Below are 20,592 nucleotides of genomic sequence, written 5' to 3'. Positions count from 1 at the left end.
ACATCGACCAAAACTAATTATCAGGGAGGATGAAATGAAAAACGGAAACCTTTTAATCTTGATTTTACTTTTTAGCTTTAGCTTTTTACTTGCAAGTGAAGTAAGAGTTGAAGCTCCGGATTCGGATATCCAGGAGTTTGCAGAACTTGGCTCTGCAGTTTCCATTAGTGGGGATTTTATTGTTGTCGGCGCTCCTTTTGGTATGATAGACTGTGGTGGTGCTGGATGTGACCAAACTGGCAAGGCTTATATTTTTGAAAGAAGCGGGCCGGGTAATGATGATTGGGATTTTAATGTTTGGGAACTCTGGGCTAATCCTTCAGTGGCAGATGATGAGTTCGGATATTCTGTCTCCATTGACGGATATGCTGTTGCCGGAAAAAACGCCATCGTTGGGGCTCCATTTGCGGATGAATTAAACACAGATGATGGCGCCGCTTATATTTTTGATCGCTTCCAGGGAGGATCCGAAACCTGGGGCGAAGCAAAAAAACTCTCGGTCAGTCCAGGTGCTTCAAATCTAAATTTTGGCTTTTCTGTAAGTATAAATGGTGACTATGCCCTTGTTGGGGCAATTGGCGATAACTCGAATGCAGGGGCAGCCTTTCTTTATGGCCGTAACTTTGGCGGTATAGATAATTGGGGGCTTGTAAAAAAACTTACTGCTTCTGGTGCTGCCAGCGATTCTGAGTTTGGTTCATCGGTCTCTATTAGCGGGGACCTTATTGTTGTTGGCGCAAGTGTTGATGACCATGGCGGTGGCAGTAGCAATGATCTAGGTGCAGCCTATATTTTCTCTCGTAATTTTGGTGGCGCAGAGAACTGGGGACAGGTTAAAAAACTTACTGCTTCGGATGCCCAAAATCTTGATCGTTTTGGAGGATCTGTTTCTATTAGCGGTAATAATGTCATTGTTGGAGCCGTTGGTGAAGATGCCGGTGGAGCTGGTGCCGGAGCTGCATACGTATTTAATCGTAACCAGGGTGGAACTGATAATTGGGGCCAGGTTAGCAAGCTGACCGCTTCCGATGCTGCAGCTTCAGATGAGTTTGGTTATTCTGTTTCCATTAACGGAGATTATGCGCTTGTTGGTGCACCTGGCGAAAATACGGAAACCGGTGCGGCTTACGCTTTTTTAAGAAGTGGTTCATCCTGGAGCCAAACAAGTAAATCAGTCTCGTTGTTCGACGGTGATAATTTTGACAGGTATGGCGAATCGGTCGCTATTAATGCCGATAATTCTGTTATGGGTTCTCCCGGCGATGACCCTTGGAGTGAAGATGAAGGTACTTTTTATGTCTATGAAAACATTGCAGATTTATCTTTACCGGTTGAACTCACTTCATTTACAGCAACTCCCGGTAATTCACAGATTCTCTTAAAATGGACTACTGCTTCAGAATTAAATAATGCCGCTTTTATTTTAGAACGAAGTGAAGACGGTAATATTTTTGAGACTGTTTCAAGAATAGATGGCCAGGGCTCAGTGAGCTATGAAACAAATTATTCATTTGTTGATGAAAATGTGCTTAATGGATTTACATATTATTACCGCCTTGCAGATTTGGACTACAGCGGTGTTTTAACATATCATTCTATTATTAGCGCTACACCAAATTCTGAAAAAGGATTTTTTAGTGAAAATGGTATGATCGAAAAATTTGCGCTACATGGGGCTTACCCAAATCCTTTTAATCCTCAAACAACCATAAGTTTTGATGTGCCTACTACCCATAGTGATCAGCATAATTTGAAATTGAATATTTATAATAATCTTGGAATGTTGGTTACAACCCTTCATGATGGTGCACTTTCCGGTGGACAATATAAAATGAAATGGAATGCTGAAGATCAGCCGTCAGGAGTTTATTATATTCACCTTCAATCGGATCAGTTTAGTCTAGCACACAAAATGATTCTTTTGCGTTAACAGATGGTTCCCCCAAAAAGAGAGGAAAATCCGGGTAACTGGGTTTTTCTTTCAAAATATGGATTTATTGATATTTGATCTGCGTCATCTTATTTTGGCCCATGCAAAAAAACACCATAAAATATTACTAAACTTCTCAAAATCTAATGGAGGCGACATGAAACTAATTAATTTTGTAATTCTCTTTTCTATGCTGGTTTTTTTTAGCTGTAGCGAAAGTACAGATAACTCGACAGAATCTGAAGGTGAAGGCAAACCGCTGACAGAAATGGTTGGTACTTGGATATTTAGTTCTGTAACGGTTGATGGTAATCAAGATAGTCTTGGTACAGTAATGGGATGGGATGAATACGCTGTTGAAGCACGCTTTCATATCTATGAAAACGGTGCCTATGCTTTTGAACAAGTTGACATAAGTGGCGGTCAACTCTGGTCAGAATCTGGTTTTATATATGTTGATGAAAATGAAAACGAAATGGATATCAATGTTCAGCAAGTAAATGGCACACCGGTTACCGAGACAGTTGCTGTAACTTATATTCTTATTGAGGACACATTTACGGTTACAGAAAATGAAGAAGGAACACTCATCACTTATACCCTTACGAGAAAAACCTGATAAAAAAGGTATAGATTGATTAAGAAATAAGTAAGTAGTTTTCGCCTTCAGTATAACCGCGGCTTTCTAAAAACTCCTGTATTTCAATCCGGGCATTGGCTTGACGGATATATGTTAAAATAAACATCTCTTTAGGCGATGGGATTTCTTTATAATTGATTACTTCTCTGTCCAATTTGCGTTTGCCGGTAATATCAATATAGCAGGATATGTGAACGCCATGTTTTTCCAGTATCCGGGCACGTAAACGGGAAATTCTGCTGGCACCCCAAACGGCCACATTCGGATGGTGCGGATTATTATCTTTCAACCAATCAGCCAGGTATTTTGTTTTAATTTCATAAAAAGCCTTGTCTGAATAACGCCTATCTGTTCTGGTAAGACGTCCATCCGAATCATGCCATTTTAAAACAGGCCTGGGAATTTTATGCATTTTAATTCCAGCTCCCAGCCAACGAAGCCACAGTTCATAATCCTCCGGGAATTTACCATCACGGTACATTCCCAGGTTATCGGCAACTTCTTTGCGCCACATAGCCGATGGATTGACAATGGGCGATTCAATAAATCTGCGATTTGAAATTTGAGAATAAGTTTGAATTGAATTAATCAAATCCACATAGCGGGAAAAACCTTGAGTATTTTCATGATGTCCAACATATTCTACCAAACCTGCCACAACGCCAAAATCCGGATTTTCCTCCAAAAATTGCACCTGCCTTTCCAGTCGGTCAGGATGCGACCAATCATCGGCATCCATGCGGCAAATATATTTTCCACTGGCTATCGCCGAGCCGGCATTAGAAGCAAAAACAACGCCCTGCTTCTTTTCTGAAATAAGAATAAACCTGGGGTCCTTCGTTACCTGGCTTTCTGAGATTGTTCTGCTTTTATCAGTTGAGTTATTATCAACCATGATAATTTCTATATCGCGAAGTGTTTGATCAGCTATGCTGGATATTGCTCTAAGCAAAGTTTTTTCGGCATTAAAAAAGGGGAGGATAATCGAGACTTGTGGCATATTAATTTTTAATATAAATAATCGGGTTTTTCAATATCAGGCTAATAAAGTTTGGAAACAAGGCGATGGAATACAAATACAATTTTAACAATTTTTTAATTCAGGAAATTAAATGTCTGAAATTATATTGATGACCGGGATGGAGCATTCCGGAACAACTTACTTATCCAATTTATTGAAATGCCATCCTAAAATTGCAGGAGGATTTGAAGGCGGGATGTTATTGGCAAATTCACCAAATGAGTTTCCTGGTATTGAGCCTTTTTATAAATGGACACTCAAAAAACCACCTGTCCAATGGGGTTTAAATCAAGAACAGCTAGATAATATCTGCAAGAGCAAAACCTGGGCTGACATGTATTCAAGCATCAAAAACTATTCGCCCCTTTTTGATAATGATCAGCTAATTTTAGATAAGACTCCGGCCTATATGCCTGTGCTTGATTCTGTAATGGAGAAAATTAATTCCAAATGCATCGTAATTTTTAAAAATTCACTTTATCAATATACATCCTACAAAAAACGCAATATCTCAATAAATGATTATCTTGGTCGCTATTTGAGTTACTTGAAAGGATTTTTAGCCGCATACAACAAATATCATGACCGGCTTTTTATTCTCAATCACAATTCGCTTGGCCAAAATCAGCAAAAAATTATCCATGGAATTATTTCATTCTTAGGGCTGGAATACGATCCTGAATATTTTTTAAAAGATATTTTTGATAAACCCTTACCACCAAATGTGTTACGGGAAAACTACTCGTATGATGTTGAACAAAAAGCGCAGAAAGAGCTATCTCTCCAAGAGATTGAACTATTAGAAAAATATTCGCAGGATGCCTTATTAAATAAAATTGTAACAAAGATTCACCAAAATTGAATTCAAAAAATCTGTCTTCTTTTCAGATTGCCCTACACTATTTTATTAAAATAAGTTTTTTTGAAAACCGGGTTTTATCATATACAATGGAGTAAAAATAAATTCCCGATGCCACAACTTCATTATTATTATTTTTACCATTCCAGGTATATGTATGATAACCTTTTTTTAATGAACCAAGGTTTATTGATCGAACCTTTTCTCCGGACACGGCAAAGATGGAAATAGAAATCCTATCCTTCTTTTTTGGTAAATAGAATCTAAAAACAGTTTCAATGTTAAATGGGTTTGGATAATTTTGAAGTAGTTGAAAATCTTGTGGTTTCTGATTATCAAGATTAACACTTAAAGGCCCAAATTCCTCAGTGCTTCCATTAAAATCAGTTTGCTGAAGCTTGTAAAAAAGAACTGAATTTGCATTTCCTGTATTATCAAAATATGAATACTCTTTTCCGTGCGAATTTGTACCAAGTCCTTTTAGCGATTTATTTGTAGAATAATCATCAATATGGCTGTATCCTTCACTTTTTTCATATGACTGTAGAATAGTAAAACCAACATTGTTTAATTCAGATTTCGTTTGCCAATTTAATTGAACCCCATTTTCTTTTTTAAGTGCTTTAAAAGAAATTAAAGAAACAGGCAAACTTTGATCACCATCTAATTTTCCCGGCGTGGCTCCTGTATAACTTGTAGTATTCCAATTTCCAACAGAAACCTGATAGCTTCGAAATCCTGATCCTGCAATAAAACTTTGACTGTCATCAATATAAACACCATCAGCTTTATTTGAGTTTGAGGACGATAGTAATACCCAGCGATAAGCATTGGTTTCACCAAAAAGTAAGTTATTGTTACCGGAATTATAATTTGCGTTTACAGGCAAGCTTCCCCACTCCGTTTCAAATCCAGACTGGTTAGCTCCCCTGGCAATTATAAGAAAACCATTTGCCGGAATGATTGTTGAAGATACGCCATTTTCATCCTGGCCAAAATCAAAAACATAAACAGATTTGTTATATCTCAAATCCGACCCGGCCTCAAATTGAACAAGTTTGAACCCATCAAGATCAATGGCATTGTTACTTAAATTATGAATTTCCAAAAATTCATTTTGCGTATTGGCCGCGTCAGACACTTCACTGATATAAACATCTTGCCCGATATTAAATGTTGAATTAAAAATTGAAGATGTATAATATTCTAAATGTGGTGCCATACCCGGAGCTTTTGTTTTCCTGCCATTTGTTCCTTTTACCTGTAAATAATATTCCAGAGTAGATGCTTGTCCTGGCAATGTTATTTCAAAAAAATACTGATCAGGTTGCCCGGAGGAATCAATGGCGGTTTGTTGCCAAGCTCCATTATGGGTTGTCCTCCAAAAAACAGAAGATGAGGCAACATCAACAGAAGTGCCATTCACCCTGTTAAATTCACCGCGGATACTATTTCCTCCCATTACCAAACTATCCAATGACCGGTGTTGTATTCCAGGCCCGTCATGATGATAATCAAGAATTATAAGGCCGAATTTGGCATCCGTCGAAAGTATATTACGAGATGGGTTATATGGATATGTTCCCCAAAAACCACGATACATTGTATCCGGGTTTGGATCAATTGTATCATAAACGGCTATTTCTAAAGGAAGCGCAGGGGTGCTCAAATCAATTAATCGAAAGCATTCAATCCAGTATGATGTATAAATAAAATCATTATAAAAACGTGTGTGGTGGAGTGTTGCTTCACCTATTTGATTTGTTGAAGTTTCAAACTCAGAAATTAATGTTGGTGTCGAACCATTTGTTGGAATATCCCATACCTTCATATGACCACCGGGCGTTTCGTGGTCTGTAGTTAAAATTGTGCCACCATCATTTAGCCAACCGCTGTGACTCTTTGATCCTGCTTCCCATGTTGTTATCAATGAAAAACTACCTGGGTCAGAAACGTCCACAAAATCCACTTCGCCACCCAAAACAAATCCAAACATAGTATCATTTCGGGTATAAACATGATGATAGGTTCTGCCCCATACACCAAGTTCTACCGGGTTCTCTGGATCGGATAAGTCCAGAATTATGTAACTAACCCCGGAACGAGAACTTTCCACATCATAGAGATGCGCTAAAGAATCTGATATAAATAAACCATAAACTTCATCAAAACCTGTGCTGTAGGTGGTTACCTCAAAAGCATTATAAGGATCAGTCATGTCAATTATTTGAAGCGGTCCCGGGCGCATTACAGCATAAAGATAATTTTTATATGGTTTTACATGATATAGACGACTTGCGCTTGGTGGAATGGGAATAACTGATGCCTCAACAGGATTATATGGATCCGTTACATCGACAATTGTGACGCCTGTTTCAGTCAATGCAATAACAGCAAACTCTCTGTCTTCTTTGGTAAAACCCCAAACATCTGCAATTGAACCACCATCATCAATATGATGTGTCAAATCGAACCGATTTAGAACATTTACATTTTGAACCCCTTGTCCCTGAGCTAATCCCCAAAAAACCAAAAAATATGGAAATAGAAACATCGGTTTCAAAAAATGGCGTACTGATCTAATCATATCCAGAAATTGATAAGAATGTAAAATAATATGTGAGTTCCGCGTAAGCCGGGTTATATAATAGTTGTAATAGAAAATGAGATGAAATGATTCCCAAAGAGGGTTAAAAATAGGGAGGAAATTAGATTTACTAAAAAAATGTCAAGTTATTTTAAACGTGATTATACATTTTCCATATTAATGCTTTATCTTTTTTTAATATTAGATGGCATGTAAAGCTTTTTTACTTTTATTGTATTGAAATTAATTTCAAATTCAAGACTTTGTTAAGCGATTAACCTAATGAGATTCATAGCCCTTTAAACCGCCTTTTGGGATTATCAGTTTAAACACATCCCGAGAAAACTCCACCATCTTGCCATCCACATTGATATATTCTCCTGAATTCTTTTTATAAACGGGGATATTAGACAGTTCAAAAACTTCGCGAATTTTCTCTTCAAAGTAGGCCCATTCTTCATCGCTGAACTCTTCAATCTTGCCATGAGTGTACTGCGCTTCAAGCAAACGATTTTCCGGATCGAAGAAAACAAACTTACCGCGAGAAGCGCCACCAAGCATTTTTGTTCCAAGATATGGCCGATCGTTTAAACACAGCTGACCCTTCTCATTAAAATGCATTCCGCCAAAAAAGAAGTTACCGCCCATCAGAGATTCACCGGCATATTTTGTTGCTGAACCAAGAATCAATACGTCCAATTGTTGTGTCCTGCTGTCGTTTACAGAATTTGTCCAGACACGATCAACAACATTACCCATAATAAATACTTTGCCACCTTTGGAACCATATCCGCATACTTTGCCTGCATTTCCATAAATGTAAAGGTTTCCATGGTGCATACACATGGCTGCAAAATTCTGAGCATTGCCATGCATTCGGATTGTACCGCCCTGCATAAAAGCTCCAAAATATTCGCCAGCACTGCCGTAAACATCCATTTCGACATCGTCTGTATCACCTTTGCCCATAACCGCTGTAGAAATAAGACGTTGGCCATGCACCCGATAGATTATAAATTGTCTCCAACCCAGATCATATGCCTGGTTTAAAAAAGCTGCCAAAACATGATCCGGATCGCTGCCTTCCGGTAAAAAACCTTCCGCATTAATGACCAATGTTACATTCTTTCCCGCATTTTCATCAAAAAGACCACCACGGTGCAGGCTGTAGTAATAATAATTTTTAAACTCACCTGTGCTTACACGGTCTAAAATCTTTTCAAGAAAATAATCAACCATGTCCGTCAGAGAACTAATCGCTTTAGTTCCAGGATTCAATGTCTTAATGGAATCCCGAAGCCAGGTTAAGATATCCAGATGTTTTTTGAAACGAAGCTGGGTATCCGCATTTTCAACCAGCTTAAAGAGCAGCCAATGAAAATCATTAAAACTAATTTTCTCCAATTCTTTGGTTATAAAAATTCTATACTTGCGTTCCCATCCGCTAAAATCTCTTTCCGGCTCCGTAAGTTTTGCATGGCGTACACTAAAATGCTGACCAAATTCCTGTAATTCGATCGATTGGCCATAACGGTCTTTAAAATCATAATCATATATTTTGGATTTTTCATCGTACATATAGCGGCTTATCATCCCGGAACTGGAAAGTGTCATATCTGCTGCTGCCCCTTCAATCAAACCTTCTTTATCAAGAAGTTTCAGCATTGTGTGAACTGCCTGCTCTTCCGAAGCTATCATCGAAAAAACACGCTTTTTATTTTTTGAATGGTCTTTCCAGAAAGCTGTGACATTGGGCCTTAAGTCTGCCGGGTCTTTTATATCAACACGCTCTGTTACGTTTTTATACGGATCGTGACGCAGGCACAGATATTGGTATGGCCCGTCCGGTGAAGAAGAAAACTCAACACGTTGAACACTTTCCAGTTGAGGACGCATTTTTTCATCCACAAGAGCAAGATCATCGCCTGTCGTTGGTGAAAGACTTTCAAAAACGGCCCAGTCAGGATAAGCCCATTCATCGGCAATAAGGTGAAATTTTAAAGCGGCCACTTCAGTATCCGTTGAAGCTAATGGAGAAAGATTAAATTGTTCAACGCGTTGTTTCAGCGCCTCAAAATTGGTGGTCTCGCCATTGTGTGTAAGCGCCGTATGCAGCTTGGCAAAAGGATGTGAATTCATTTGTTCCACCACGGAACCTGTAGCCAGGCGCACATGAATAATATTGTTTGGTGCATCGGGTGTTTGCCATGGAATAACCCGTCCTGCTGTTTTCCAGGTACCAAAATTTTTCCCACATGACATAACCGCAGCAATTTTCTGATCGCGGTCTTTATACAAATGTTTGTTCAATTCAAATGGATTCTCATTGGCATATTTACGGATTCGTAACAGGTCTTCCATCGAAACGGTATCTTTGGATTTTAAAGAATCAGGACGCGGATCATTAAACCCGGAATCAATAATTTCGGATGTATATAAAATGCGTGTCATATTTAATGAATGATCAAAAACATAAAGGTCTTCTGCTTTTTGTAAAAAGTCTTGAGAATCCATATAATTTTCTTTGGTGATTTGCGGAAACTGATGTTCCAGAAAATGGGACCAGTCATATTTGAGCAAAGTTTTATCGATATAATTATGAACCGCTTCCTTTTTGGCTTTTACAAAAAAGCGGAAAATATCCCCGGGATCAGTCTGGTCGTTGCCAAACTCCCGATAATCCATTTCATTACCTTGCTCATCTCGTTTATAGGAATCACGGACCAGCTCAATTCGTGTCTCCCCATGAAAATCAAAATAGGGATCAAGAAAAACTTTTTTAATTTTCTCAATAATTTGAGAGCGCATATAGATGGTCAGTTTACGTGCTTCCAGGCGTAACTCCGTTTCCGTATATTCATTACCGGTGGTTTGCCATTGCAGCCGCAGGTTTTCTTCAATCTCTTTTTGGAAAACGCCCTTCACCATAATGCTGTAAGCATAATGATTTGGATAATCCGGGAAACAAAGTGTTTTGGCAATACCAACACCATCCATACCACGGTTACGCATAGCATCAAGCGCGCTATCCAGAATATAGCCAGGAACAGGCTCCGTTCCATTCAAAGCGGCCACTCCACAATTACTTTGGCCTGTTGCATGTTCAGCCCGTTTTACAAATAATTCCTCGTCTTTTAAAATTTCCTTTTGTATTTCTTTGTCTATTCTGAATCGATGGTCAACACGTTCCTTTAAGCCAATCCAATGGATTTTGTCAAAGCGGCCACGCAGTTCGCGGATATCCTTCATACCCAAAGCAGCCAAAGCACGGATTACCTGCATCTGCATCATAATAAACGCATTAATCATCTGGCGGGTATTGTTTTCCACATCTCTTAATTTTTGCATGGTCAAGTTACTCGTGGCAATCCCTCGTGAGCAACCATCATGGCAATTACGGTTACGGTCGCAGCCAACTGTTACCAGGCAAGCCGTTCCCCAAATAACGCCATCCGCGCCAAGGGCAACAGATTTTACAACATCCTCATAAGTCCGGATACCGCCGGAAACCATAAATGTGACATTGTTGCGCAAGCCATCACGTACCAGCCGGTTATGGATCAACGGAATGGCATATTCGATATGCATACCCATTTGACCCTTAATAATATTTGGCGAAGCACCGGTACCGCCGCGCGGTCCATCCAGCCAGATTTCCATTTTCATGCCATGTTTTTTAGCATATTCACGTAACTCATCGCTGGGTTGGAGCAAAGCATCTTCACCATATTTAGCACGAATCATCTCGGTTGTATTATCGCGGGAAATACGTGCCAGCCCGGCGGCAATAAATTCAATATCGCTGGATGGCGAGACCTTTACAGAAACAACAGCCGTCGGATTAATCATATGAACAACATCAATAAATGCTTTTACATCTTCAATGGAGTAACAATTGTGAAATGGAAACGGCGATATAATACTGGAATAAGTGTGTTTTATAATTTCTTCGCAGGCTGAAATTATATTCTCAAAATCAATCTCATCCAGTTGGGAATCATTAAAAAGAGAATAGGCTTTTTCCTGGATTTTAAAGATCATGTCTTTTAGCTGATCTGTTATTTCGCCAGATGCAAGGGTATCATCAAACACCTTTAAACTATCTTTTGCAAGATCGGCCATTTGCGAATCTTCCGCTTTGGCAATGTGATTAAGACGGTCAATCAATTTTTCGAGAGGATTAGTTTGCAGCTCTTCCAGGCCTTCCACGCCACGTAAATATGAAACAAGCTTGTTAACTTTTTGGGCAAGAATGTGCCCGCCAATGCCCATTTTTGCGCCCTGCGAATAGGCAATTACAACCCGCCGTGCTTTACGGATGGTTTGTTTGGAAACCCCAAAAAGCCCTGTCTTAATTTCGGTAGAAACATACGGCTCATCTTCTTTGCCAATAATTACCATAAATGTGATCGGCTTTAAAGATGGGTATAATTTTATCTTTTCATAAATTCCTGGGTGGCTTTTTGTTGTGATTTTATTTTGGGTAAGAATTTTGCGCATATCCTCAACAGTATATTCATATCCATTTTCAAAAAATGGTACAATCAGCTCAATTTCATTTTCTTCAAAAAAGACCGGCTCACCTTTTGGATTTAGAAAGATACTTGTTGGGTAACCGCCTTCACCCGTATCAAATTGGATGCCCAATTCACGCGAGGCAACTACATGCGCTCGCCAGGTATCAAGTCCGATAGAACCAACGGATTTTCCACCGAACATCCAGGGTGCCTCGAGGGTCAGATTTTTATCCATCGGCAAAGCCGTTACAACTTTATCCAGCTCTTTTTCTGTAACATCCATCGGGTCTTTGTTGTACAAAATTTTCATGACATCAAAGCCATCACCCAACAAGCCGGTTTGCATATTTTTGCTGAAATCAAGCATTCCCAAATCTCCGGCGGCCATGCGCCCCATATTCTCGATCAAAGTTCCCGGCCAGACATAATCGCGTTTGTATAAAGTCTGGTTGGTATCTCCAAGCAAATAAAAATTATGCGGGATATCCAGCGGAACAATCTTTTCCTTTAGCTTGCTGTACCGGCGGATGGATTTAGCCGCAACTTTTTCATTAGCCATTTGTTCTTTGTTGATTTGCTCATACCTCTGCACAAGCTCACCATTTTCAAAAACTGTACGCTGCAGTTTATTTTCCAATTGATGAAAATCAATTAAGCGCCCTTCTTCACCCACTGTTTTTTTGATGTCTTTAAATCCGGATGCGCCCAACACTTCTAAAATTTGTACTTTGCGTGATTCTGCCTGATTGTTTAATCGTGAAATCGCTTTCTCTAAATCAAGGCTCAACAGCTTTTCGGTGGTCGCTTTATCCTCTTTTATGGCCTTGTAAGCACTTGGGTCCAAAGCCAGCAATGCCGCAAAATCAATTAGAGTTGCTTCAGCACCACGCTGAATTGTTTTTTGCGAATCGGATGCGAGGCGGATTCCACCGGATGCAACCAGGCTCACTTCATGCCTCCGGCCAATGCGCATCAAATAATGATGGATGGCACGCACTGCAACACTGGTAACAAAATAATCTTCTTTGTTACGCCGCCCATGGATATGCAAAACATCAATATTCTGGTTTAACAAAAAAGTAATTTTTTCTTTGATTTGGTTTGTTGGGCTAAGCGAACCGATGAGATCGTGTTCAGACACTTCCAAGTATCCGAAGATGAGCGGTTTTTTCCGGCCGCTGGCTTTAACCGAATCACGGATGTAGGAAATTGTACGGGAAAGATCCGGATGATATTCTACCTCAAAAGCGGGCATACGCCATAAGTCTGTCAACAGATCACGATTTGTGCGCGGATTGGTTTGTATCTGGTCGATCAGCTCTTCATCCACTTTCGGGATTAGCACTTCCGGTAAACGCTCATAGCCGCCTTCACGTAAAAAAGTATTATAATTTTGGAAGATGCGATTAAGCTCCACAACCACAAGGCTTTTCTGCTGCTCAGCCGTTTTTATCATTGCCAGCTCGGCAATGCCGTTACTTTCCAGACTCAGGGCATTATACAGAAGCGGCGTCATCAACTTTACATTTGTATGGTCATTTTCAATCAGCTTGCCTGTCTTATCAAAACGACAAAAGCTATCTCGCTTTCCAAGAATTACAGATAATTCTTCTTCAGGATCGCCTTCGTGCAAGCGATTTTGCGCCGGGCCAACAATATGAAAATGAGCAAATCGTTCAGCATCAAAACCAATCCCCATATGCCGATCGCCTTGTCCCATTCCCGAAACAGGGATCTGCCCGGACGAAGCTTCTTTATCAATCTCCATGATAATATCTTCGGTAACATAGCGATCGGCCATTTCGGTCAATTTTGTAGAGCGGTGAACAGTAGTGGTGTCATGAATGCGGTTCTGCCGGTTAAGCCAATACTTTTTCTCCTCCAAATCAGTGGCGTTGTAAATAAAATTATTAAGAACATCACGCTCTTCCTGGGCATTTTTATTTTGCGGACAATAATTGACACAGGCATTACACAAAGCGCAATTTAAATCAAGCAAATCAGGTATCTGACGCGGCTGGCCTTTTCGCGCACCATACATGCAGGCATTTTCATCGCTACACATGCCGCAATGAATACACGTTTTAGGATCAATAAAAAGCTGCCCATACTCAAATCCGCGCGGATAGACAATTTGCAAACCATGCTGCAAATGTGAACGGCCTTCCTTTTGGTCCGATTTTGTATAATCCGTATAAAGCGGGCTTTCCTTCATTATCTGCCAGAAGCGATCCACATATTCAGATTTTTCTTTCTCCTGCAGACCAAGCGCATTCTGGAAATTGTTGTCCTCCTCAACCAGGTCAAAAATCTTTGTAAGCGGCACATCCGTCGGGCAAACACGCACACAATTATCACAACGTGTACAGGCTAAAAAACCAAGGGCTTCACTTTGGCTGATTTGCTCGCCGGCAACCAGACGTTCTGCAGTTTTACGCCGCGTAATTGGCGTAGCCGGGCCGTACAAACCAAACACATCCGAAGTTGGGCAAACGTGTTCACAGCTATCACATTCCGCACAAGGGGCCAAAAGATGCTCCAGGGGTTTTTCTGTTTTCTTCAGATCCGATGGTACAATTTTGGGAAATAACCATGCGCTGGCATTCCAGGCAATGCGTTCTAAAGGATAAGAAATAGCCCATTTTTTTCCACGCTGCCGTTTGTGGGTTGTGTTTACTATCCAGCGGTTAAAACCCGGTGCAAGTGATGAAAACAATCTAAAAAAGAATTTTTGCCCACGGCTGTTTATAAATTTAGAACGATTGATCAAGCCACTTGGATCATGCTTCTTCTTATACTTTTCCAGTTTTTTAATTACTTTTTTATTACCCGATCGTAAGCGTTTAAAAAATGGTTGGTTCCAAATGCCAATCCCGTAAGGAATTGCCCCAAAATGCATTGCAACTTCTGTCATCAACGGTACCATGGCAAAATATATTTTATGGCGTAAAGTACGCGTATCTGCAAGTACAATCGACTGGATTAGCATTTTTCCATTTTGCAGAAGATGCGCTTCTGTTTTTAGCTCTACACCAAGTAACCTGTCCAGCATTGGTCGCAGCATTTTTTGATATTCGATAAAAGAATCAAACGGCAGAATGGTTTCACTGACAAGCATTGATGGTCCATTTTGCTTCATTTGTACAGGCAGGAAACGATGTTCCCAAAGTTTATGCGCCAGGTTTGTGGAAAGCTGTTTAAAAACAAGTTGTTCTATGCGGATGCGTTCGCCCGAGGCACTAAACAAACGCGTTTTCAGTGCCTCCTGAAAATCCTGATGTTCATCAAAATGCATAACCAGGATATGTTCACATTCGGCTAACTCATTGATTGTATTTTTATCTTCCTGTAGTTCAGGCAAGCGTTTCTGGTCATCCAGGTCCAGCACATCTTCCGATCTTCCGCGTGAATGATCCTGTTCAATTTTCCAGGTTTCATGAATATAATTTTGGTCAAAATAAATTACCGAGGTCGGTTTAATTTGGGCATCCTGAAGACGTTTCAGATATTCTTTTACATCCTGCGTTGTTTCAAATGAAAATGCGTAGGGCTTGGTTACGAATGATTCTTTGCGCACTTTTAAAGCACCGCCAACAACAATTCCGGCTTGTCCTTCGCTGCCAAAAAAGAGATCAAAATCCTCATCACCGGCTTGCAAAGAAACAAGCTCTCCCTGTGCATTTACAACCAACAGCATTTTTACGGATTCTTTGACATGTCCATATTTAAAGCTACCAAGGCCAAGCCCGCCGGTTACAATCCAGCCGGCAAGTGTTCCGCTGTTGGGGTTGGTGATTTCCTGTTTTAAAGTATAATCCTGCTCTTTTAAAAAGTCCCGCGCATCGGGGAAAAGGAATCCTGCCCCAAAAGCCAGAGTGTCCGTTTCACTAAAAAGTTTGTGAAAAGTGAGATGTGATAAATCGAGGACAATATCATCATTTAGAGGAACGGCGCCACCAAACGGCCAGGTGCCTGCTCCACGAATTGTGTAATTTTGATTGTGATCATTTGCCCATTTTACAAATCTTGAAACATCATCTATTGTGCCGGGCCGGACAACAAAAGCCAGGCTGATTTTTGTAAACAGTTTTTTTATAAATCCTGGAATAATATGCGTTCCGCTGTCATTCTGATAAACTTGCTTCTGCACCGCGTCGGGTAAAAAAACCTGCGAGGCCGCCGACAGCAATTCCACCAGCTTTTTCATTTTGGAGGTTTGAACTGTCTCCTGCTGTTTTTGAAGGAAATGTTCATCCAGCAATAAACCGCGGGCTTTACCTTGTTTGGCAATTCTATCTGCGGCAGATTGGTTTTGTAAGAAGAAGCTGACAGCGTCCATATCAGATTTTGAAAAAGAGGGCATATAGTTCCTTAAAAAGTAAAACTAATATTTGGGTTTTCAAAGAATCAGAAAAATAACAGATGGTTTATTTTCGAGGGATAAACTAAAATCTAAAGTGCGGGGTGGAAGAATATTTTATTTAATTAGTCGCAAGAATTCCGACAAACAAAAAAGCCTCACCCTTAAACATGCTCAGAGAGAGGCTTTGAAAATTTAGTTCAGGCTATTTGAATATTAAGATGCTTCTGTTAAAACCAGCTCATATTCTACTTTTAGGGTTTCATACAAATCTTTTACAACCGTCTGAGATTTTTTGCCAACCAATTCTTTTCTTACTTCTTCACGTGGGCGGTCTTCTTTTTGACGACCTTCAATTTTCAAAATATGATAGCCATAAGATGTTTCAACAATTCCGCTCAATTCACCAACCGGTACAGTGAATGCTGCTTCATCAAATGGAGGAACCATTTGCCCGCGTGGAAATTTTTCATACAAGCCACCTTTATTTTTAGAGCCTGGATCTTCAGAATATTGCTTGGCCAATTCTGCAAAATCTTCGCCATCCTGTGCGCGTTTTAACAAAGTTTCCATCTGGGTATAAAGTTGTTTTTTTACTTCTTCAGATTTGTTTTGAGTCAGCAATAAAATGTGGCGGACAGAAGCTGTTTTATCTTTAACGTAAGCAGAATCGATTTCTTCCTCGCTAATTTCTGTTGCCTCTTCGCGTACTTGTTTAAGGTAACGGCCCATTATTTCATTTTCCCTGAAATCGGAGCGTAACAGATCTGAGGAAACACCATTGTCTTCAAGTAACTGAAGGAATTTTTCTTCACCGCCGGCAGCAGCGTATTGTTTTTGCAGGGCGCTGTCAATATCCGCTTCAGAAACTGTAACACCATTGTTTTTTGCTTCAAGTAATAAAATCTTAATCATGGCAACACTTTCAGCATATTCCTTCATCAAACTCTTAATATTTTTTAACGGTTGTTTATCAAGATTATCAGCTTGTTTACCAAAACGCGAACGGATTTTAACAACTATATCACCTAGAGTTACTTCGTGCTTTGTGGTAGTGGCCAAAACTTTATTTTCAACCGGATTTAAACTGGAATCAATGGCGGCCAGCTTTGTAGCCAAGTCGTGATGCGGAGTTCCTTTCTCAAGGGTCATTCCCTTCTCGCGGGTAGAACAACTAATAATTGAAAACGCAATAAGCGCAACTAAAATAAATTTCATTTAAAGCTCCTGTGGATTGTTATTTACATTGTTTGAAGTCGCACAACTTAATCAAAATTGTTGCTGATTCATAATATTTTTACTGTGAAAGCATTTTGTTAAGGCTTGTAAAACACTCCAGTGGAATCTGATGGCCGGCATTATAAATCTGAATCTCGACAGATCGTGATTTTGTTTTTAATTTTTCTGCATTTTCGCGGATTTTTTTTGCCGGATAAATCATATCCTTTTTACAACCCACATAAAGAATATCTGTATTTGATGGTTTGTATTTTTCATTTTTATCCCAATCTCCCGGTAAGCCTCCACAGACAGCGACGAGGTTATTAATCTTATTGGGATTTGAAAAAACATATCGAAAATTAAGCGCTACAGATTGAGAGAAGCCCATCAAGATAATTTTTGAAATATTCATTTTGTTTTTATTCAATACGTCATCTATAACCTGGCCAACAGCCTGATGATGTAAGCGAATAGCCTCACCCGGATTAAAAGAAGTAATCCAGCCAAAACCATGTTTTATTGGCCTACCCGGAAGAACCGGCGGAACTATATGTGGAAACGGTGCCTGAAGGCTTGCAATATAACAAGGCTCAGTAAGGTTAGTTTTTAAGAGCTTCATCATTTTTTCTTTATTCTCTCCGTATCCATGGAGAGCAATTACTAAAGGTAGCGGCCCTTCAAAACCAGGAATGCACAAATCATAAAATACTGATATTTCAGTTTTGATTGTAGATGAGACAATGTCTTTACACATAAATATGTCATTCCTATTTAATTATCTATTTGAAATTAAATTCCAATCTAGTTAGAATAAAAAATAATATAAAACACTAAGTGTTGTATCTCCAACCAATTGAAATTTTTAGCATTGTTAGTATAATTCCATTGTTTTTGTATGCTTTCTTTTTAAAAAAAGGTGACCGGGTAAATAATATATTTTTAATGCTGCCCGACAAAAACAATTGTTTGGAATGGGCTGAATAAAGAGGGTTTACAAGTTCCAAGCGGTCCGTATTTTTATGAAATTATTGCCGGTGATTATAGGGAAACACGCAAAGCAATTCTTTTGAAATAGAATAAGATGCCATCGCCGGAAACGATGGCATTTTTTATTTATTTTATCAGCATCATTCTTTTAACCGCAAAATTTTTACCATTAATATTCAATCGAATAAAAAACACGCCACTGCTCAACTCGGATGCTTCAAAATTAGATTTATAAAATCCTGGTTGAATTTGGCCATTTACCAATGTACTGACTTTGCGTCCTGTTATGTCGTAAACTTCTAACAGGATATGTGATGTCTTTGCAACATTGTATTCAATAGTTGTACTTGGGTTAAATGGGTTTGGATAATTCTGTTTTAGATTAAATGATTCTGGCAATACCAATCTGTTTTCAATTTCTTCTAAGCTTGTTGGTGTTGGCCTGTTAATTAACAACATCCGGTTTACCCACTTTTCCTCAGCATTATCGGCATTTACTTTAACCGTATAGAAAAAGGCATCTTGACCTGATTCCTGATTATCAATGCCATTATAAACAACAGTTCCGTTTGGTAAACTATCAATCTTAACAGTCCAACATGTGTCAACTGTTGAATTTTCCACAATGCCGCCAAAATTAATTGAATCTGCCTGGTCTGTTGATAAACCAATGGGCAACATCAAAACAGAGTAAGAGTTTGTTGCCTGAACATCCCCGGTGTTAAAAAGATTTACACATATATCAAACTGGTTAAAATCTAAAGAATCTCCTTTAAGCTTCACACTCACAGGTGCATCCACAACAACAGATAGCGGTGGAAGTAAATCCTGATTTGGAACGATAAACCTAAAACTGCTGTTATTTGAACTGTTTGACTCAATTATAGAGCTGTTTTTATCAACAATTGCAAAAACTGAATGATACTCTGCTAAACCAGGTACAGTCCAGTCAGTGCTAAATAAGAAGCTTTCCCCTGCCGGAATTGAATCAGCGTACATCACCGAGCTTATTGTTAACCCACCACTTGGGTCGCCATCAAAAAACTGCAAAGGAACATTATAAGCAGTTTCATAGCCAAAATTATGAACCACGGCATTTATTGTAATTGGATCACCCATTATCCGGTCAACTGAGTCTGGAGCAAATGAAATGTCTGCTGAAGAAATTGAAAGATCCGGGAGGCCAACGGCAAAGTTTAAAGGAACAAAGTCACCACCAAACCCACCATTTGTTGAAGATATGATAGACAGGTTTTCAGTTCCTCTGACTTCGTACACCGTTTTTGTTGAAAAAAGATGATGATGTTCACCCATGTTTAAAATCGCATTATAAACCGTATCGTTATTGGCTTTGTTTACAACTGTAATATGGTTGTCATCATCAAAAGAGAAAATATCATAATCTCCCGTAATTACCGGAGTTAAAAAATGCGTTCCAATGCCATGTCCAGATTCATCAATTTGACGGGCCATATAATAATAGTTTTTGGACCAGGCAGCATAGGGAATATTTGCCGTTGTCACTGGTTTATCAGTTTGTACTTCCCAATACGTATCGTTATAAATACCCAGCTGAGTTGCTTCACCTACGGAGATGGTACCCTGCGAAATGGTATCACCTGTTTCAGAATTTAAAACCTGGTAATTTGTAGAATCATAATATGCTGTAACAACAATTCCATTGGCCCATCTACCTACATATCCAGAAAAACCATAAAAATGTTTCCCTGCAAATGTACCATTTGTAGCTGGAACAAAATACCCCTGGTCACCATAACTCAGGGCTGAAACAGGTTTATTTGCAGTGACACTAAAGAATTTTCCAAACTGGTTATCAAGGGCTAAATGTTCACCTTTGTTTAATATACTTGCGGCAACAATCGATGTATCAGTTAAGTTTTTTATAAAGATTTCTGTATTGTCATTATAGGAAAATACAATGAATTTCTCACCACCCCATGGATCGTTTGGCATGTAAGTATTCAAGCGGGTCGAAAGCGGACTGCCTGATTCATCTACAGCAAAATAGCCAAGAATAGACTTTGAGATAGGATCGCCAATTAATACTGAAAAGGTGTTATTACTTTCAATCCTGTAAATCCCTTTACCCGGAGAAAAAAAATGAAATTCATCTTTATTTAAAGAGACAGTATCAAGCGGTGTACCATCCTGCGATATCAGGTAAAAAACGGACTCATCAAAATAACTAAACAGAACAATGTCCTTAAAAGTGTATGTTGTCGTTGCAAAAACAAATACTTCATTATTGATGATAGATTCCTGCCAGGCAGGAGGTGTGGAATAAGTTTTTATAGAATGATCAAATTGTTTTATCCCCTGGGGGCCACCACCCGGCACAGTTTGGCTGAATGCATGGGTTATAATAAAAATGGAAGTAAATAAGGTAAACAAAAATTTCATGAAGTCTCCTAATGTAAAGAATACAATACATTAATCGACCCCCGTTATT

General features: G+C 39.3%; 9 protein-coding genes. 3 read left to right on the top strand and 6 right to left on the bottom strand.

Annotation, left to right across the window (positions count from 1 at the left end):
- Positions 1-34: 34 nt before the first annotated feature.
- The gene (locus HND50_10980) at positions 35-1,930 is read left to right on the top strand and encodes a T9SS type A sorting domain-containing protein (protein ID NOG45751.1); all 1,896 of its coding nucleotides are present in this window, start codon (positions 35-37) and stop codon (positions 1,928-1,930) included.
- A 157-nt stretch (positions 1,931-2,087) separates the two neighbouring features.
- Positions 2,088-2,549, top strand: coding sequence for a hypothetical protein (locus tag HND50_10975; protein NOG45750.1), 462 nt, complete (start codon positions 2,088-2,090; stop codon positions 2,547-2,549).
- A 19-nt stretch (positions 2,550-2,568) separates the two neighbouring features.
- Here HND50_10975 and HND50_10970 read toward each other — a convergent pair whose 3' ends face one another.
- Positions 2,569-3,570, bottom strand: coding sequence for a glycosyltransferase family 2 protein (locus HND50_10970; GenBank protein NOG45749.1), 1,002 nt, complete (start codon positions 3,568-3,570; stop codon positions 2,569-2,571).
- A 112-nt stretch (positions 3,571-3,682) separates the two neighbouring features.
- On the opposite strand from HND50_10970, the gene HND50_10965 reads away from it, so the two are divergent.
- The gene (locus HND50_10965) at positions 3,683-4,453 is read left to right on the top strand and encodes a hypothetical protein (GenBank protein NOG45748.1); all 771 of its coding nucleotides are present in this window, start codon (positions 3,683-3,685) and stop codon (positions 4,451-4,453) included.
- Between the two features lie 37 nt (positions 4,454-4,490).
- On the opposite strand, the gene HND50_10960 is transcribed toward HND50_10965, so the two are convergent.
- From HND50_10960 to HND50_10940, 5 genes are all read right to left on the bottom strand, one after another.
- Entirely contained in the window at positions 4,491-7,004 is a 2,514-nt protein-coding gene (locus tag HND50_10960) for a choice-of-anchor B family protein (protein NOG45747.1), read from the bottom strand.
- Positions 7,005-7,316: 312 nt separating this feature from the next.
- On the bottom strand, positions 7,317-15,917 hold the full coding sequence (locus HND50_10955) for an FAD-binding protein (GenBank protein ID NOG45746.1): 8,601 nt from the start codon (positions 15,915-15,917) through the stop codon (positions 7,317-7,319).
- A gap of 213 nt (positions 15,918-16,130) precedes the next feature.
- Entirely contained in the window at positions 16,131-17,132 is a 1,002-nt protein-coding gene (locus HND50_10950) for a hypothetical protein (GenBank protein NOG45745.1), read from the bottom strand.
- Between the two features lie 79 nt (positions 17,133-17,211).
- Positions 17,212-17,889, bottom strand: a complete 678-nt coding sequence (locus HND50_10945; protein ID NOG45744.1) for a hypothetical protein — start codon at positions 17,887-17,889, stop codon at positions 17,212-17,214.
- Between the two features lie 359 nt (positions 17,890-18,248).
- Positions 18,249-20,543 carry a T9SS type A sorting domain-containing protein gene (locus HND50_10940; protein NOG45743.1) on the bottom strand — a complete coding sequence of 765 codons (2,295 nt, stop codon included), beginning with the start codon at positions 20,541-20,543 and terminating at the stop codon, positions 18,249-18,251.
- Positions 20,544-20,592: the final 49 nt, after the last annotated feature.

This window comes from Calditrichota bacterium (assembly GCA_013112635.1).
Lineage (GTDB): Bacteria > Calditrichota > Calditrichia > Calditrichales > J004 > JABFGF01.
Note: the sequence above shows the minus strand (reverse complement) of the source record. Positions and strands in the feature narration are given on the sequence as shown.

Excerpts from the sequence above, each read along its gene's own strand:
- HND50_10975 (NOG45750.1), top strand. The coding sequence starts at position 2,088 with ATGAAACTAATTAATTTTGTAATTCTCTTTTCTATGCTGGTTTTTTTT.
- HND50_10970 (NOG45749.1), bottom strand. The coding sequence starts at position 3,570 with ATGCCACAAGTCTCGATTATCCTCCCCTTTTTTAATGCCGAAAAAACT.
- HND50_10980 (NOG45751.1), top strand. The coding sequence starts at position 35 with ATGAAAAACGGAAACCTTTTAATCTTGATTTTACTTTTTAGCTTTAGC.
- HND50_10950 (NOG45745.1), bottom strand. The coding sequence starts at position 17,132 with ATGAAATTTATTTTAGTTGCGCTTATTGCGTTTTCAATTATTAGTTGT.
- HND50_10955 (NOG45746.1), bottom strand. The coding sequence starts at position 15,917 with ATGCCCTCTTTTTCAAAATCTGATATGGACGCTGTCAGCTTCTTCTTA.
- HND50_10965 (NOG45748.1), top strand. The coding sequence starts at position 3,683 with ATGTCTGAAATTATATTGATGACCGGGATGGAGCATTCCGGAACAACT.
- HND50_10940 (NOG45743.1), bottom strand. The coding sequence starts at position 20,543 with ATGAAATTTTTGTTTACCTTATTTACTTCCATTTTTATTATAACCCAT.
- HND50_10960 (NOG45747.1), bottom strand. The coding sequence starts at position 7,004 with ATGTTTCTATTTCCATATTTTTTGGTTTTTTGGGGATTAGCTCAGGGA.
- HND50_10945 (NOG45744.1), bottom strand. The coding sequence starts at position 17,889 with ATGTGTAAAGACATTGTCTCATCTACAATCAAAACTGAAATATCAGTA.